Origin of the sequence: Lentibacillus sp. CBA3610 (genome assembly GCF_013373365.1) — a bacterium.
GTDB lineage: Bacteria > Bacillota > Bacilli > Bacillales > Amphibacillaceae > Lentibacillus.
The window spans coordinates 1427932-1444622 of record NZ_CP035925.1 but is presented as its reverse complement, the minus strand read 5'-3'; the positions used below and the strand labels follow the sequence as shown (position 1 = coordinate 1444622).

Sequence of the window (16691 nt, the reverse complement as noted above, 5' to 3'; positions counted from 1 at the left end):
TCAGTCAGAAAGGAGTTAACAGATGCGAACCAGTATTTTAGAGTTTCCGATAAAACATATCGATGAAAATCTTGTCTTTGCAAATGATCAAACAGTTTGGGCCTATTATCGGATTGAAGGATTCGGGTATGACTTTTTGGATTTCGATGATAAAATAAAACCATTCCAGCGGCAATTGGGATTTTTAGCCAATAATGGGCATGATTTACACTTTATCATTGATCCGACACCGATGAATATCAGCGGTATTATGAGCCAGACCAAGCAGGAAATGAACCGGTTGGATTACCCGTTAAAACAAAACGGGCTTCACTTTATGGAGCAAGTGGAGAGCCAATTAAACCGGCAGCGTACCATCAACGAATCCGGCGAATATGTTCATTATTTGGGCGTTCAGTTAGATCCGGCCCAAAATCAAATACAATCCCTCAATATGGGAAACTCGGCGATTTATCAGTTGAAAAACTTTCTTCAGGGGTTAAGTTCGCCGGTTTATCATGCGGTTGGATTAGATCCTTATGACATTCCGATTGAGGAGATTCGAGCCTATCAGGAACAGGCTGAAAGTTTGATTGGCAATATGATCAATGGGTTTTCGTCCATGGTTAAACCTGCGACGGCATCGGAAATCATCTACCTGGCTGAGAAAACATACTCCGTCTCCACGTCCAATCAGGATGTGGCGTACCGGGAAGATTTTGAATCCGGCTATAGCGTGGAAGGGACAGATGCTAAAGCGCAATCACACGAAGCCGTTCGGCCAAAAGAAAAAGCATTTGTTGATGTCCAGAATGCGAATATTGAAGAAGTGGATCCAAAAACATTACGCACAAGTAAAATCATCAATAATGAAATAGAAGAACTATATACCCAGTACGTTATTTGCAGTAACATGGAGGATATAAGCATGCACCCTGGTTTTGAGTGGTTGTATCATCTGCAATCCCGAATGCCTTTTCCGGTCAGTGTTTCCATTCGCGCAAACTATCAATCTAACAGATCGATACGCAAGAAACTGAGCAATGCCCGGTTGGAATTTAAAGATCAAAGACAGGAAGCAGCAAAAGGACATGAAAACGTAGATCTCAGTGTTAACGAATCGGAAAAAGGCGCTGTTCAAATGGAAAACTATTTTAAACAGACAGGACAGCCGGCCTATAGCTGTTCATTTGTTTTTAAAGTGAGCGCCAAAGATAAGAAAACGTTAAGCACCCGTGTGGGACAACTAACCGATGAATTATCCCGGTTTGGATTATCTGTTCTCCCGCCATACGGGGAACAATTGAATCTGATGATGGAAACGATACCCGGTTCCAAATCCTTTATGAACGATTATCAAATGCATGTGTCGCCTAATATTTTAGCCGGTATGATGTTTGGGGCGACCACCAATATCGGTGATAATCGGGGGTTTTATATCGGCTATACGAAACAGTTTCAAAAGCCGGTATTTATTAAACCGGATCTTGCAGCGAAAGCTTATGAAAATTTGAATAATGTTTTCGATTCTATTTCGGTTCTTGTGGCCGGCATGACGGGTAAAGGCAAATCATTTCTTATGAATCTGTTTGTCTATCTCGCAGCCTTAACGGGCTCACAGGGATTGATTATTGACCCGAAAGGTGACCGGAAAGGATGGATAAACGGGCTGCCGTATATTCCAAAAGAATCGATATCCGTCTGGGAAATGGGACGTGATGAACGGGACGCCGGTTCGCTGGACCCGTTTCGGACAAGCACAAACCTGGAAGAAGGAAAAGACATTTGCATGGATATCCTGTCCCATTTGGTGAATGTGGGGATTGATGACGATGCTTATACACTGTTAAGTGAAGCGATTGAAACTGTATCGAAACAGGACGACCCGTGTATTGGTGCTGTGATAACGTACTTACAAAACCTTTATGACCATGAAAAGGATAAAATGACAGCCGTTCGCTTTGCGTCCGTAGAAAAATTAAAGAGCACGCTTGAAACATTACGACGTAATCAGCTGGCAAAATTGCTGTTTGGTGAAGTCGGGCAGGAATATAAAGTATTAAAAACGAGTGTGCCCATTCAAGTGCTAATGGTTCAAAACTTAAACCTGCCGGGCAGCGCAGCAAAGACATTGCGGCCGCAGCACAAAATATCCGAAGCTATTATGATCTCCTTAACGGCTTTCACCAAACAATATATGTTTAATCAGGACCGCATGCGTCACAAGTTTATTCTTCAGGATGAGGCCAGTGCTATTGAACGAAGCGCAATCGGATCTGAGTTGATGGATTTTATTGTGCGAATGGGCCGTTACTACAACACCACGCTGATTAAAGGGTCTCAAAACGCGTCTGACCATGGAAAAGAAGTCGCCAATATGGGTATGAAATTCAGCTTTGGATTACGTAAGACTGAAGAAGCTCAAGAAATGTTAAATTATTTTAACTTGCCGCAAACCGAAGAAAATATTGATACGTTAAAAAATCTCGGGCGTGGAGACGCACTGTTTCAGGATATATTTGGGCGTTCAGCTGTTATTCATGTCAATCCGGTATTTAAAGATCTGTTAGATGCCTTTGACTCGTCAACGGCGACTGAAGAGGAACGTCAGAGGGAGCTGAGGGAGACTTCTTAAAATTATAAAGGGGTGAGTTAGTTTGAACAGGAAGTTGACAGGATTGGTTCTGATGGTTGTCAGCTTACTATTCGTGGTAGGCTGTTCTTCCAACGGGGATGCTAGTCCTGAGGAAAATGAAAATGCTGAAGTATTTAATGAAACCGATGAAATTGTACAGGAATTTTATCGGGCGGGGTTTGAGTTAAATATTCCAAAAGTCTATTCCATGCTTTCGCCGGAAGGACAGGACAAACTTGAGAATGAAACATATGTAACGGATGTTGTGAAAGACAACGGTGACAAGCTTCACGCACAGGACATGATTCAGGAAGAGGATTATCAAAATTATAAAGATAAGTATTCTGACCAATTCAAAGACTTTGACGAGTTGGGTGATGCTTACGAAATTCGTCGGTACGATTCTGTTTATAGTGAAGACTCCAAAGAAATTATCTACTATGTTCAACCTTGGACTGGATTTGAATTTGATGATGCTGATTATAATTTCATCAGCATGAAGCAAAACCAAGAAGGCGAATGGAAGGTAAAAGAGTTTGTAGATAGTGTATTACCTGATCAAGTTTCAGATGCAGAGTCAGGAACAATAATTCATAAATATGAAGAGTCTGAGGAATCAGAAGATGATGAGTATGGATTTGAATAATAATTGAATAAAAGAAAGGAGGCAGACGGCTTAAGATAATCCCTTTTTAAAGGGGTTATTTTTTATGCTTGAAAATGAGTAAATTTACCTTTAATCGGATAATAAAAATTACTTTGATTATGGTTGTGTTGAGCATTACAGGGTTTACTCAGCCTACTTATGCTGATGATGACCAAGCAGTGGAGCAAGGGGAAGAGCAATTAGGTAATTTCAAAGAAGGTGGTAAGTCTCATTATCACTTGGATGCTGTTCCTGAAGACTTTGCTAAAGAAGAAAATTTTATTGATGGAATAAAGGGTAATCTTTGGTTTTTAAATTCGGACGAAATAACCCAGAAAATGAACGAAATGTTCAACTACATTGCAAATATAGCATTTGATATGAACATTCTTATGACCAATTTCATGCTCTTTTCCCTGGATTTCGCTTATGATTTTAATTTTATCAATACAATTATTGAAAAGTTAAATGAAATAATGGGGGAAATTACAGGGATAACCGGAGGCGGTCATTTTTCTGATTCCGGTCTGTTTGGAAACCTTGCTATGTTCACAGCTGTATTTGCAGTGATTTATGCAGCGTTTCTTATGATTTGGAAACGGTCAATGTTTGCATCAATTGGAACCATTTTGCAAACCATTATGGCGCTAACAATCGCCATTTTATTGTTCACGAATTACGCAACCTTTCTAACTGGCTTAAATCAGGTTACGACACAAGCGAGTTCCTTAATATTAGCAGGAAATTCACAAGAAAGAGATGCCGGTGGCGGCTCACAACCCATTGAAGCAAATACGCCGACAAACTTGGATGAACAGAGCTTAAAAAATGGTATGAAAGATAACATCTGGGCTTTGTTTGTTGACCGCCCGTATCTATATATGATGTATGGTGAAACAAATCTAAATAATTTAGCTCGAAGTGAAGAAGAAGCAGTGGACAGGGTGAACAGCATTCTAAAAGAACAGCCAAATTCAGAAGAACGCTTTACAGCGATATCCAATGAATTAACCAATTATGATAATGACTATCTACTCTATGATAATATCAGCACACGCTTATCCTTTACGCCAATGTATTTGATGATAAATGGGATCGTATCTATTCCAATTTATTTTTTGGCATTGGCGCTGTTAATCTTTCAGTTCTGGTTTATGCTGATCGCGATTTTTGCACCATTTGCGCTTTTGTTTGGGGCGATACCAGGCCAGTTTAACGTTGTGAAGCGCTACTTTATTGAGTTGGGCTTGCCTTTGGTGCTTAAAATTGTTGTTTCGTTTACAGCCTTAGTCATTTTTGCCATATCCGATTTATTATATGAAGCTGATTTTATAGCTTCTGATAATGGCAATCCGTTTGTTGCTTACATCGCAGCTGCGTTAATTCATTTTGTGTTGTTTATGCTTATTTTCCTTTTGCGTAAACGAATTAGAAAGATTTTTTCCGCCGGTTCTCAAAGTGTCCAGGAATTGCGTGAAGGAATGGACGAGCTTAACAACCCGTTGAAAAAAGGGATACAAGGGGCCGGTACCGTTACCGGAGCAGCAGTTGGAGCGGCCGCAACAGGAAGTGCTGGCGCCATTGCGGGTGCGAATGTTGGAAGTTCAGTTGGAAAGGCAGCCACGGGGGAAGGCAGTGCTGGTGACATTGCCAAAAGTGGCATGAAAGCGCATCGTTCACAGCAAATGGCGTCACTACGTAAAACATCATCTGCCGATAACTCTGAGGCCAATCAAGTGAACCGTGTATCAGATGCAGAAGCTCGAAATATTCGCGCCGATGTAATAAATAACAGTAGTGATGCACACGGACCTAATGCCTTCGAAAGGAGTGAAGTTGAACATGCTTCATTAGATGATTTGGATGGCACTCATGACCACATAACGCAACAAGGGGAACATGATGGTGAAGCAAAAGGCGATCACGCGACACGATTAGCTGATCGGCAGCAACGGGAAGACAGGGAGTTGAAACATCAATATCAAAGCCTGTCAAACTTACAAAAATCAGAACAACCAAAAGCTGAATTAACGGCCGAAAAAGAAAAGTTTAATCAGTCATTTCCTGAAACCAATGATTGGTCAGAGAGCACAACTGCTGTGAATGCAAATACAAATTCTGATATGTTTTCAGAGCCAATCAGTTCCAGTCAAAATAACAAGCAGAATGAGTATCAACCAGATACTCAGATGGAAAACACATCAGATATGTATGTGAGTGACAAGTACAGCAGTGATTTAGTTAGACCGGAATTTGATACAACAAGATCAGATGTAGAGAAAGCGGATTTAGCATCGTTAGAAGCGTCGCTACCGCCTGAGGAAGACAAATCAAATTAAAATGGAAAAACCAGCTAAGGTAACCCACTAATTATGCAATGGAGGGGAATTTGGTGTGAGTCCTAAAACTAAAAATATGATTGTTTACAGCGTGATGGTGGTTGTCATTGCGTTGTTTATTTATGCCATTTTTGTCGGTAACCATATAAAACAAGAAGAAAAAGCGGAAGAACCAGAGGCTGGTCTGGCGGGTGGAAAGTCGCAATCACAGGCAATACGGCAATATGAAGCAGATGATGAATATACCCAAGAAAATAAAAATAAAGAGACGAAAAAAGATTCGATTGTGGAACAGCACGGGTCTTTAGACATTGAAATGCCTAAAGCAGAGACACTGGAAAACTCGGAAAGTGAATATGCTGACCATTTTTCAAAAGAAGACATTGAAAAATCACGCAAAACAGCCAGGCGTTTTGTAAAAAACTTATACGCATTTAATGGTGATGAGGCGATGGCACATGTGAAGAGTACAAAGCCTTTAAGTACCGCTGACCTGTATCAGGCATTAATGGAACAAACGCCCAGGCCAACAGCCGCAACCTATAAGAAAGAAGCAGCATCACTTAATGTTTATGAACCTTATGACCCTGGCCAAGAACAGTTAATATGGAACGTTCAGGTCAAGGGATATGATTTTGATAAGAATGGCGATAAAACGGCAGTGGAGCGTCAAGTCTATACCATCAAAACAACAAAGGTGGAGGGAGCATTCAAGGTAAAAAACTATACGTTGAATGCTCCTTTTTAGTTGAGGTGTAAACCTCTATGAGAGCAATACAATTTGTATTTGGCTCGCTAATTGGTGTAGCTCTTGTTGGTGGTATGATTGCTTCTCTAATTTTGGGATTTGTTCTCCTGTTTGTTACAGGATTTGAATTTGGTGAGGACGAAATGGCATTTTCCAATGCGCCCTCACAAATTGCCGAAGAGGAAATACCGGAACAATTTATTCCAATTTATAAAGAAGCCGGAGAGGAATACGATGTCCCATGGTTATTACTTGCTTCAATACATCGTGTGGAAACGGTATTTTCCTCGATTGAAATGGTGTCACCGGTTAATGCACAAGGCCATATGCAGATGATGCCCTGCAGCTGGCTGGGCTGGGATTATCCCAAATGTGAGGGGCTGGGAGGAATCGACATCCCGGAAGCAATCAAAACAGATCCTGAAAAGATTGAAGATTACGGTGGTTTCGGGGTGGATGCCAATGGCAATGGCAAGGCAAGTCCGTGGGAAAAAGAGGATGCCATTTTTGCCGCGGCTAATCACTTGTCCGGCTATATTGATGGCAATACGGGACTGCGGGATGCACTGTTCGCTTATAATCATGCTCATTGGTATGTGGAGGATGTGATGCATTACTACCAACTGTACAATGACGGGTTTGAAGCAAAAGATGGCGGAAGTGTGGAAGTACTCGACGGTAAAGCCTGGATGGTTCCACATACAAAAAACCTTACGTCGGATTATGGGTACAGAACGATGAATGGCGAGAGGGATTTCCACGGTGGTATTGATGTTGCGGCAGGCAATGACCGGGGAAAGCCGATTGTTGCCTTTAAAGATGGGACAGTTGTTTTATCACAGCATAACAGTGATGGCTATGGCAATCTGGTTGTCATTCAACACGGTGATCATATGCTGACGTTCTATGCTCACTTGATGGAAAAAGGTGTTTCGGCGGGAACCAAAGTCAAGGCAGGCCAGGTTATCGGGAAAATGGGAACGTCAGGGCATTCCACAGGTGTTCATTTGCATTTTGAAGTTCATGTCAAAGCAGAAAAAGGAGGTTTTCAGCGTGTGGATCCGATGCCATATGTCAATGACTTTTTGGGAAACAGCCAGTAAACATCAAAGTCTGACGTTAGAAAAAGTATTAAACTACTGATATGACAGGACTTAATAAATAAGAATGTCTGACGCTGTCATAAACAACGTCAGACGTATTTAAAAGGGGGTGTTTATAATTGTAACAGACTTTCTACAGTAAGGCGTCGGACGTTAGATGGATATAATTTATAGAATTCCATAATGTCAGACGACAGGAAATTGGAATGTTGCAGTATCAGTGTTCTAAAAGGCAAACTAACGTCTGACATTAGAGAGGAGGTGAGACCTTGTTGAAATCACACTATCTGGATTTACTTAAAAGTGTTGAAATGTTTAAGGAAGAAACAATGCGCCGGTTGTATGAAGAGAAACCGAAAGATATCAACAACAAGGAGCCAAGCCGTAACCCTTTAGCAACAGCCACACCACGTATGGTCAATGGTTATCCTGTATTTCAGTTCTCGTATGACGGTATGCTGCCGTTATACAAAGCGAATGACAGAGACTATGCAGCAATGGTGCGCCACTATTATCAACGCATTACGTTTGAATCGTATAACTATGCTGATGTTCAACACCAGTTTGGGCGTGCCGGGCTTATCATACAACATTTCTTCAATGATCATGTTATTCGGGATCTCGATAATCGAAATCGAAAGTATGTTATCGATGCGATACGCTATACAGGCCTTGTTAAAGATGATAACTGGCAAGAGCTTTCAATCATCGAAGAAGGCCAACACGATAAGGGGAACCATATTCAGGTCTATCTGGTGGAAGAAGAAAATAAAATTAACTTTTTGAGCTATCTTAAACACCATCAACACCAGTTGAAGAAAATACCGGAAGTAGGGAAACGAAGCGAGTTAGAGTGTGAATTGAAACAGTATCGGAAGGAAGACACAAGCTCATTTTATCAGCAACAGCCGTTTCAAGAATTATGGGGTGAATAGGTCAATGTTATACATCGTTTTAACGGTGTTTTTTTATGTATAATATTCACGATTTTTGCAATCCCTGATATTCGATTCAGCGATTTAATTGATATTATACATGGACTGCAGTTCTGCCTCAGCTGGCCGATAACCCGTTTTGGAAACAAGAAACGAATTGAATTCAGATAGCCCAATAAGCGAAGTTTTGTTGAGGCAGTGCGGAGGTCACGGAGAAATGACGAAACAAAACAGCCCCCACGCGAATTGAGAAAGGCAGGTGAAAACATGGCAAAAACCAAAAAGCAGGTCATCAAACGTCTGCAGCCATTGGACGTTCAGATACTCAAACATTTATACGATTACCGGGCACTGAGCACCGAACAGATCTGCGAATTTCATGACATGACGATGCCGTACACTTATCGCAAGCTCAACCTATTGCGCAATACCGGCTACATTAAGTCGGAACCGATACGCGGCTATATCAAGAGCCAAAGCCGGCAGGGAAACTACCACCGTATCAGCGAGACCGGCATAGCCTGCTTGCGGAAGCAGGGCTATCCTGTTGAGCGTCGGGCGGACGACTTGCGTGTAAGACGCTTCCATCTGCCGTTTGTCCTATCGACCAACAACATTCTCGTCAAACTCGAACAGGCAGGATGGACGGTGCAGGACAGCCGGGATGTCAAACGGCAATATAACCTGAACCGTTCCAGCAACGTGCAGGGCATCATCACAAGCCCAGAAGGTCCAGCCTTCACGATTTACACGTTCATGCACAGCACGTCGGCAAAAAACCTGGCGAAAATCATCCGGGAAATGGATCAGCACCAATCCGATGTCACAACGAAAAACGGCCAGCGCCATTTTGACGCCTATGCCTTCTTTGCCAGAGGGCAGGATAGCTATGATCAGGTTGTGAACCGTTTGATGGACAGCCGGGTCATCCGGGAGTGCGAAAGCCTCAAAATCTTTCCGCAGACGTTCGGCATTGATTATCTCTTAACGTTCGGTGCGAGCGAAACAGCGCTGGAAAAGGAACTGGCAAGTCAATTGAACCTGAGATTTTTACCTGAGCATACAAATTCGGAGAACAGACGCCACCCGGATGGTTTTGATCAAATTGTGCAGTACCAGGGTGAGGATATGTACTTTATCAATCTGCTGGATACCGATGTCGTCAAAATCAAACACATTCTGCAATACCGTAAAGACCGGTATGAGCGGGATGGACGCAAGGTGCTTATTTTAACACACCCGGGATTGCGCCCAAAACACGAAGAACTGCTGGAGCATGTTCATCACGTTGAATTTTTAGACGTCAGCACAGACTTTATGCACCGCGCCTTTACCAAATCCAATGAAAGGGAGGCTCACACATGATAGCAGAAGAACATAATGGTTATCCGACATATGACATCATGCCGGAGCTAAAAACCATTACAAGCCTTACACATTCCGAACAATCGCTGAATTATGAGCTGGCAACATTCCGGCCCAAAATTCAGCAACGTATACTCCGTACCATGAAGACTCTGATGGCGGATGAAATGGCTTATGTATTATCCGTCGAGAATCTGAAACGCCATAAACGTCCTGATGAATAAGAAAAATCCTATCCACAATCGAATGTGGAGAAGTGTGAAAAATGTGTATAATTCAAAAGTTATTAATTTTAACGAACGAGGAAGCACTGGTTTTAGACGATCGTTACATGAATTAGTTTAAGAGAGGTGATACGCATGCTTATGACAATAGCCTTTCTAGGCTTCGTCCTGGCCGTGAGCGGTTTTATACTCATGTTCCAGGAGGTTTTCATCCCGGCCCCGCTGCTGATTGTAACGGCAGGGGGCATTGTTGTAGGGCTTTATTTTCTGACGCGCTTGGTTAAAAAGATAAAGCCAGCCAAAGCGAACCGGCTTATGGCGTTTACCATCACATTGTTTATGGTCTTAACGCTGGGAAGCCTTGCATTTGAACTTTGGCAATGGGAACAGATGGTGACAAGGGAATTTATGATGCAATTGATACTCATCTTATTTGGCGTGCTTGGCATCTATTTGAACATTATGGTCATGCGGGCGGAATCCGCTTATCGCAAAAAGAGGGGGAATCAACGCATCACGGAACAGCCTGAAGAAGGGTATACGGAATATAAAAAAGACTTGAAGCAGTCAAAAAGCAAAAAGAGCGATGAGATTGTGACGGTGCTGGGCAACTCGCTTGAACACAGCGATGTGCCGATCGTCTGGAAAGGCAAAGACATGTTCACCCATATGCTGGTGGTCGGCGCCACTCGTTCAGGCAAAACCGCATCCGTCCTGGAGCCGATGATATATCAGCTGCTGATGCAAAAGAAGCAGGGGAAGAAACTCGGCTTATCAGTCGTTGAACCCAAAGGTGAATTTGCTGAGAAAGTGAAGGAATTCTGTGATGAAATGGCTATTCCCTACATCTACATTGACCCCACCAGCCCGGATACCGATAAATTCAATCCGATGGAAGGCAATGTGGAAGACGTGGTGGAAGGAACCGTCATTGTTCTGCGCGGTTTATTCGGCAAACAGGATGCATTCTTTGCCAATGTGCAGGAACTGGCCGCCCGTAACGTCACACGGCTTCTTAAAGAGCTCAAAGGGGACGATGTGGATCTGATGGAAGTGCTGGAAACACTGAGGGATCTGGAACTTCTGCAGAAACGAACGAGTGAACTGCGACAGCGTGACGGGGAAACCGACCTCGTTCACTCAATCGAGCACGAGCTGCTCGGCAGCATGGCTGAGAAATACAAACAGTTTGTCATCGGCCTGCGGGCGCAATTGGAGAATATCACCAGTAATGAACTGCTGAAAAACATCATGTCCGGCAAAAGCGATCTGGAAGTCGATGAACATTTTGCTAACGATGGTGTTTTAATTGTTAATACTGCCCTCGGCACCCTTAAAAAAGCTGGCGATGCATTTGGACAGTTCCTAATAATGCATTTGCAAAATGGCACCTTTCGTAGACCGGGAACGGAAGACACACGGACACCGCATTTCATGGTGATAGATGAGTATAAGCGTTACATCAACCCGCAGGTGGAAATATTTCTATCGCTTGCAGCATCTTATAAGGTTTCGAGTGTATTGGCGTCACAATCACTCGGCCAATTGGAAGTGGAAGCGGGTGATATCAGCCCCCGTGCCATGAAGCAGGCGATTATGACCAACTGCCGGAACAAATTATGCTTTAACGGAATTGGTTATCAGGATGCCCGGGAATTTGCGGATGAATTCGGCAAGGACAAAATCATGTTAAGGCAGTCAACATACAAACATCGGATATTTATGCCGAATCTGTTCCCGCATTCGTATCGGGATACGGAATCAGAGGAATACCGGTTTGATCCGACGGATATTATGGATAATCTGCCGAAATACAGTTTTATTCATAAAGTTATGTATGAAGCGGCCATGCAGAAACCATCCCTGGCAAGAGGGAATCTCGTACCGGCTGATTGGAAAGAAAAGAAAGCGTGGGAGACGAAAAATCTGTCATATAAGGTGAACAATCTTATGAGAAAAGCCGGTACTGGGACTATTCGACAGCTAAAACGTGCTGCAGCATCCAAATCTCAGAACAAAGATTACCAGCCAATAAGAGATGCTGCATTGGAAGCACGAGCAACAGAACCAATGCCAGCAGAAACGGTTTCAAATGAATCGGAGGACAATGCAGCTGAAGAACCGATACTCAAGCAGTCAGAAAGTACAAAACAACCTGAGATTAACACGCATGACGAGGTGGAATCATTACCAGCCAGCCAAGCAAAGAATCGAAAGGAAATTGTCACCGAGCCAGCCCAACAGACACGTAAAGAAGAAAAAGACGCGGCTGAACAAAGTAACCCAAATAAGGTGACCTCAAAACAAAGAGTATCCGGTGATGGTTTTTGGGATTAGACCATAAATTAAAAACCTCAGAGAAAAATTATAAGGCAGCAATCCTTTAAACAGGGTTGCTTTTTTATATGAAAAAATATTTAAAAGGAGCGATCAACAATGGCGGAAGAATTGAATGAAAACGTGATGATTGAAGGCTTTGACCCGGCCAGAATGGTGGATCAGCAACAGGACCACAGTATGGAAAATTGGATGACCATATACGGAGCCTATCAGAACAGCAAAATTCTCTATGCGCCCATCTCAGGCATTGAAAAAGTCGGCCCGGACGGGGAAGACAAAAAAGCCTGCGCAGTCGTTCGTGTCGGCGCCATCCGCGGTCTGATTCCGTTGGAATTTACCGGAGCGGAAAATCTTCGGCATCTGCGTGCCATGACCGGTCAGGATATCGCGTTCATGGTGCTCAATTACGATCAGGAAAATGGGGTGTTTACCGGCTCCCGGACAAAAGCATTGGAAAAAATGGCCGATATCACCCTTCGGAAAATCGAGGAAGGTGATGTCATCCCTGCGGTCGTCCGGCATGTTGGTGATGACTATATGCTGGGCGACATCGGCGGGATTCAGGTATTTCTCCCGATTTCGGAAATCCGCTACGGGTGGATTGATGATATCCACGAGGAGTTTAAGGTCGGGGATGCGCTTAAGGTCAAAGTTACGGCCATTGACAGGGATAAAAAAGAGGTGGATGTGAGTGCCAAAGCCCTGCAGGAGAACCCATGGCCCGATTGTGTCAAACGGTATCAAAAGAACGGTGAATACGTCGGGGTCGTCTCAGGCGTCCGGGAATATGGGGTCTTTGTCCGTTTGGAGCCGGGTGTGGACTCGTTGTCCAGCCACTTAAAATTCCAGAACGTCCGGAAAGATGACCGGGTGCTGGTACGCGTCGATAACATTAATACGGAAAAAGAACAGATCCGGACACGGATTACCCGTGTTTTATAAAGGAGGTCAAACGATGCTGAGTCCATTTTCAATCGAACAGCCATGGACATTGCACTGGCAGCGGCTCCCGTCCAACCTGAAGCCAATCCATTATGTGAATGATAAATCCCCTAAAGAAAGGGCGGCTTTGGATGCGTTGGCGAAAGTCGGGATCATCGGAGGAAAACAACTCTTCCGATTATTCCGGCTCCAGAAAAAACGTTTAAAACAGATGGTGCGCGAACAAAAAATCGTCCGCCATGAAATGCGTTGCAACAAGCAGATTATGCCTGTTTATACATTGGGACAGACGGGCGCTGTCATCACCAACGTGTCGTATGAACCGAATTATTGGGTGGCGTACCGCTTAAGTGATGTACTGAAACGTCTGGTGTTTTTTGAGTTGTATCAGTACTTTCAGGCATCAACAATTGTACCTGCGCCGGAACCGTTTGCTGGTGCCATCGAACGGAATGGAAAACTATTTTATATATACAGTGCTCGCGGCGATGTGGAAGACTTAATGATGCATTTAAAGTGGCAGGGCCCGTCGTTAAACGAGCGGCTGATTGTCATCACGGAAGCCATCAAACATCTTGAACCGTTGAAAATGTATGCAAAGGCAATAAAATTGCGTGTCACAACTGATGAGGATTTAATGGCAAGTGGGTTTAATTTTGCAAACATGTTTTATTTTTTGGATGAGAGGGGTGAAATCGTGAAAGAAACGTAGTGATTGCTTGATCACAAGCATGTCAATAAAGAATCAACGGGTGATTGACTGTCTTAGGCCGAATATTTGGATTTAAATGGAGGGTTAGAATGAAACGTGCGTCCGATGAGACTTTAATCCGTGCGTATAACCAAGCTCTTCGCTTGAATTTGGAGGAAAATTTCATCGTGCTGTTAAAGGAAGAATTGGTAAGGCGTAACCTGTTGGATCAGATAGAAGAAGACAACAGACATTAAGCAGAAAACAAACACAAATAGCTTTGACTTCAAAATGAGAAAATATGTTCTGTTATAATAAACTGATTTTTGTTACAATAGAGTTTGTACAATAAGGCTTTCATGGGTGGTGGCTCACGCCCCTGGAAAGGGGGTGATGCCTTATGACAGTATTCCAAACACTTTTACTGATGATTGTATTTGCAACATTGGTCGTGTCAATATTGTCAAACACAAAAAAATAACCACCCTGTAAGCCTGACAAGCAAGTAGGTGGTTATGAAGCCTAACTTCGTGAGTCGCCCCCTTGAAGGGCTGTTGTACATGGCCGTTAGTGTATCCGCACTAACGGTCATTTTTATTATATGAGGTATTTTCTAATTTTATTATACCCGAAATTTGCTTAAATGAAAACTCTAAACGTTAAGAAGCCTGATCCCAAAGCGAGTTTTTGGTCTGATACGTTTTAAGCTTGTTTTGTGTAACGGTCATCAATTTTTTGCTCGATTTTTTTCAATGCTTCTTCGTCATTGAGTAATTCCTCTTTAATGTTGTCTGTTAATTCATCAAGTCGGGTTTGATGTCGCATGTGTCTCACTTCCTTTATCATACTATTTCAAATCCTGATTCAATTATAATATAAAAATGCCTTCACGAAACAACGAAATTATAACAAATATGTGAAAGTTTATGACAATTCGGTAAAAAAGATGGAAGAAACAACAATAAGGCATAAAACTGAGTGAATACATTCAGTGACTATTCGGACATTTTTGACACATTTGTTCGTTTTTGTTAAGCTACAATTATAATTTAGTAGTGTTTTTGTCACCCACCATGGTGAAAGTCGTCGCATCCTCCACTGGGAGGAAGATTCGACACGACATGCTTCATGTTCGAATAGTCCGATGTTGCATTGAAGGAAAGGTTGAACAGCTTTCAGGCAATTGCCTGAATAACGTATGATATGCATGAAAACTCAAGATATTAAAAGCAGTGTATTGGCCGGAACAATGCGCTTTTTTATTGCTAATAAAAGCCGGTTTATCTCATGTTTATGAGGTGAACTGGCTTTTTTTATAGATAAAAACCTTATATGGAAGGAGTGATGCCATGACGTAACAAACGGGATGGTTGTATTGGTTATGGGAAGTCACGTAAAGAACCGGTGTTGTTTTCTGTCAGGGAGCAATCACCGGTTATTTTTAAAACATGTTAAAAGGAGATGGTTTAAGCATGGAAAAAGCACTTCAATTTTCAAACAATGAAAAGTCCCTGATCTGGAAACGATTTATCGAACCGGCTAAAGGCACGCCTGAGGAAACAGAGCACTTTCTGGAAGTCTGTGAAAACTTTGGGTTGAACCCGTTATTGGGCGATATTGTCTTTCAGCGCTATGAAACGAAACGCGGCGCCAAAACCCAATTTATTACCACACGTGATGGGCTTCTCCGTGTCGCAACCAGTCAGCCGGGATATGTCGGACCGCCCAACGCCAACGTGGTGAAGGAAGGCGATCATTTTGAGTTTCTCCCTTCTGAAGGAACGGTCAGGCATAAATTCGGAGCAAAACGTGGTGAGATTTTGGGCGCATATGCGATTATGCAGCATAAAAAGCATAATCCTGTGGCTGTTTTTGTGGATTTTCAAGAGTATTTTCAAGCCAACAGCGGCAGGCAAAACTCCCGTTACGGCAACCCCAACGTGTGGGACACACTGCCGAGCGCCATGATCATCAAAATTGCTGAAACCTTTGTGTTGCGCAGGCAGTTTCCATTAGGCGGCTTATATACGCAGGAAGAGATGGGATTGGATGACACGCTGCAAACGGCGGATGCCAATGAAACAGCATCAACGGTCAAACAGCAATCAAATCAGCACAAAGTGGAACTGAAAACCGATGAAAAAGATACGTCACAGCAGAGAAACGATGTCATCAATCAGGAAATGGTGGTTAAATCGTACGACATCAAAACAAGCTCATCCAATAAACAATACGGTGTCCTGTCGGTTCAGAGCAAAGCGTCCAATCAGGCTGTTCAGGTGTTGATCCGGGATGAGTCGTTGATGAAGTCTCTGCAGGATGTATCGTCCGGGGAGATTTTAAACCTGGAACTATATGAAGAAAACAGTTTCTATTTCCTTAAAGATTATGCCGAAAGAGCTCATCAACAGAAAGATGAAAACGAAACGAAACAAAGCGGCCAACCAGCAAACGAAGCTGAAGAATCTGCACAGGCATCTCAGGTAAATGAGCAAGACGAAAACACCTGCGAGGTTCTGGTTCAAAATGTCCAATTTGGAAAGAAAGGGTCCGAAATGTTTGCCAAAATCAGCGGTGAGATTGATGGTAACACCCAATTGATTCTTGCGCGCGGAGACCAAGCGGTTAAACAAGCGGAAGGCTTGGAGCAAGGTGCTAACGTCACTCTTTCCCTGAAAAAGGAAAACGGCTTCCTCTTTCTCGTTGAAGTGATTGAATCGAGCCGGCAGCAAGTGGGGTGATCA

Annotated in this window: 15 protein-coding genes; 14 read left to right on the top strand and 1 reads right to left on the bottom strand. The window is 43.0% G+C overall.

Features of this window, described 5'->3' with window-relative positions; all coding sequences use genetic code 11:
- Positions 1–22: 22 nt before the first annotated feature.
- The 13 genes from Len3610_RS07300 to Len3610_RS21760 all read left to right on the top strand — a co-directional run bounded on the left by Len3610_RS07300 (position 23) and on the right by Len3610_RS21760 (position 14428).
- Entirely contained in the window at positions 23–2614 is a 2592-nt protein-coding gene (locus Len3610_RS07300; protein ID WP_176447360.1) for an ATP-binding protein, read from the top strand.
- Between the two features lie 22 nt (positions 2615–2636).
- Complete coding sequence (locus tag Len3610_RS07295; protein WP_176447359.1) at positions 2637–3260, top strand: hypothetical protein; 624 nt, start codon at positions 2637–2639, stop codon at positions 3258–3260.
- A gap of 74 nt (positions 3261–3334) precedes the next feature.
- Complete coding sequence (locus tag Len3610_RS07290; RefSeq protein ID WP_369693686.1) at positions 3335–5599, top strand: CD3337/EF1877 family mobilome membrane protein; 2265 nt, start codon at positions 3335–3337, stop codon at positions 5597–5599.
- A gap of 55 nt (positions 5600–5654) precedes the next feature.
- Positions 5655–6347: a hypothetical protein gene (locus Len3610_RS07285; RefSeq protein WP_176447357.1), complete on the top strand. Its 693-nt coding sequence runs from the start codon at positions 5655–5657 to the stop codon at positions 6345–6347.
- Between the two features lie 17 nt (positions 6348–6364).
- Complete coding sequence (locus tag Len3610_RS07280; RefSeq protein WP_176447356.1) at positions 6365–7450, top strand: peptidoglycan DD-metalloendopeptidase family protein; 1086 nt, start codon at positions 6365–6367, stop codon at positions 7448–7450.
- Between the two features lie 272 nt (positions 7451–7722).
- Entirely contained in the window at positions 7723–8385 is a 663-nt protein-coding gene (locus Len3610_RS07275) for a hypothetical protein (protein ID WP_176447355.1), read from the top strand.
- Between the two features lie 267 nt (positions 8386–8652).
- A complete protein-coding gene (locus tag Len3610_RS07270) occupies positions 8653–9750 on the top strand; it encodes a replication-relaxation family protein (protein ID WP_176447354.1) in 1098 nt (365 codons plus the stop codon).
- Positions 9747–9974: a hypothetical protein gene (locus Len3610_RS07265; protein ID WP_176447353.1), complete on the top strand. Its 228-nt coding sequence runs from the start codon at positions 9747–9749 to the stop codon at positions 9972–9974. Before Len3610_RS07270 ends, Len3610_RS07265 begins: the two co-directional genes overlap by 4 nt.
- Before the next feature lie 135 nt (positions 9975–10109).
- On the top strand, positions 10110–12311 hold the full coding sequence (locus Len3610_RS07260) for a type IV secretory system conjugative DNA transfer family protein (RefSeq protein WP_255259830.1): 2202 nt from the start codon (positions 10110–10112) through the stop codon (positions 12309–12311).
- Positions 12312–12410: 99 nt separating this feature from the next.
- Positions 12411–13256 (top strand): S1 RNA-binding domain-containing protein, encoded by an 846-nt coding sequence (locus Len3610_RS07255; RefSeq protein WP_176447352.1) that lies wholly within the window; start codon positions 12411–12413, stop codon positions 13254–13256.
- Between the two features lie 13 nt (positions 13257–13269).
- Positions 13270–13968: a hypothetical protein gene (locus Len3610_RS07250; RefSeq protein ID WP_176447351.1), complete on the top strand. Its 699-nt coding sequence runs from the start codon at positions 13270–13272 to the stop codon at positions 13966–13968.
- Between the two features lie 89 nt (positions 13969–14057).
- Positions 14058–14204 carry a sporulation histidine kinase inhibitor Sda gene (gene sda / locus Len3610_RS07245; RefSeq protein WP_176447350.1) on the top strand — a complete coding sequence of 49 codons (147 nt, stop codon included), beginning with the start codon at positions 14058–14060 and terminating at the stop codon, positions 14202–14204.
- A gap of 143 nt (positions 14205–14347) precedes the next feature.
- Entirely contained in the window at positions 14348–14428 is an 81-nt protein-coding gene (locus tag Len3610_RS21760) for a putative holin-like toxin (protein ID WP_369693685.1), read from the top strand.
- Positions 14429–14649: 221 nt separating this feature from the next.
- On the opposite strand, the gene Len3610_RS07240 is transcribed toward Len3610_RS21760, so the two are convergent.
- Positions 14650–14772, bottom strand: a complete 123-nt coding sequence (locus tag Len3610_RS07240) for an FbpB family small basic protein (protein WP_176447349.1) — start codon at positions 14770–14772, stop codon at positions 14650–14652.
- A 647-nt stretch (positions 14773–15419) separates the two neighbouring features.
- Here Len3610_RS07240 and Len3610_RS07235 point away from each other — a divergent pair.
- On the top strand, positions 15420–16688 hold the full coding sequence (locus tag Len3610_RS07235) for a RecT family recombinase (RefSeq protein WP_176447348.1): 1269 nt from the start codon (positions 15420–15422) through the stop codon (positions 16686–16688).
- The last annotated feature ends 3 nt before the right edge of the window (positions 16689–16691 follow it).

Coding starts and splice junctions, on each gene's coding strand:
- Len3610_RS07300 (WP_176447360.1), top strand. CDS start 23: ATGCGAACCAGTATTTTAGAGTTTCCGATAAAACATATCGATGAAAAT.
- Len3610_RS07290 (WP_369693686.1), top strand. CDS start 3,335: ATGAGTAAATTTACCTTTAATCGGATAATAAAAATTACTTTGATTATG.
- Len3610_RS07280 (WP_176447356.1), top strand. CDS start 6,365: ATGAGAGCAATACAATTTGTATTTGGCTCGCTAATTGGTGTAGCTCTT.
- Len3610_RS07270 (WP_176447354.1), top strand. CDS start 8,653: ATGGCAAAAACCAAAAAGCAGGTCATCAAACGTCTGCAGCCATTGGAC.
- Len3610_RS07265 (WP_176447353.1), top strand. CDS start 9,747: ATGATAGCAGAAGAACATAATGGTTATCCGACATATGACATCATGCCG.
- Len3610_RS07260 (WP_255259830.1), top strand. CDS start 10,110: ATGCTTATGACAATAGCCTTTCTAGGCTTCGTCCTGGCCGTGAGCGGT.
- Len3610_RS07255 (WP_176447352.1), top strand. CDS start 12,411: ATGGCGGAAGAATTGAATGAAAACGTGATGATTGAAGGCTTTGACCCG.
- Len3610_RS07250 (WP_176447351.1), top strand. CDS start 13,270: ATGCTGAGTCCATTTTCAATCGAACAGCCATGGACATTGCACTGGCAG.
- sda (WP_176447350.1), top strand. CDS start 14,058: ATGAAACGTGCGTCCGATGAGACTTTAATCCGTGCGTATAACCAAGCT.
- Len3610_RS21760 (WP_369693685.1), top strand. CDS start 14,348: ATGACAGTATTCCAAACACTTTTACTGATGATTGTATTTGCAACATTG.
- Len3610_RS07240 (WP_176447349.1), bottom strand. CDS start 14,772: ATGCGACATCAAACCCGACTTGATGAATTAACAGACAACATTAAAGAG.
- Len3610_RS07235 (WP_176447348.1), top strand. CDS start 15,420: ATGGAAAAAGCACTTCAATTTTCAAACAATGAAAAGTCCCTGATCTGG.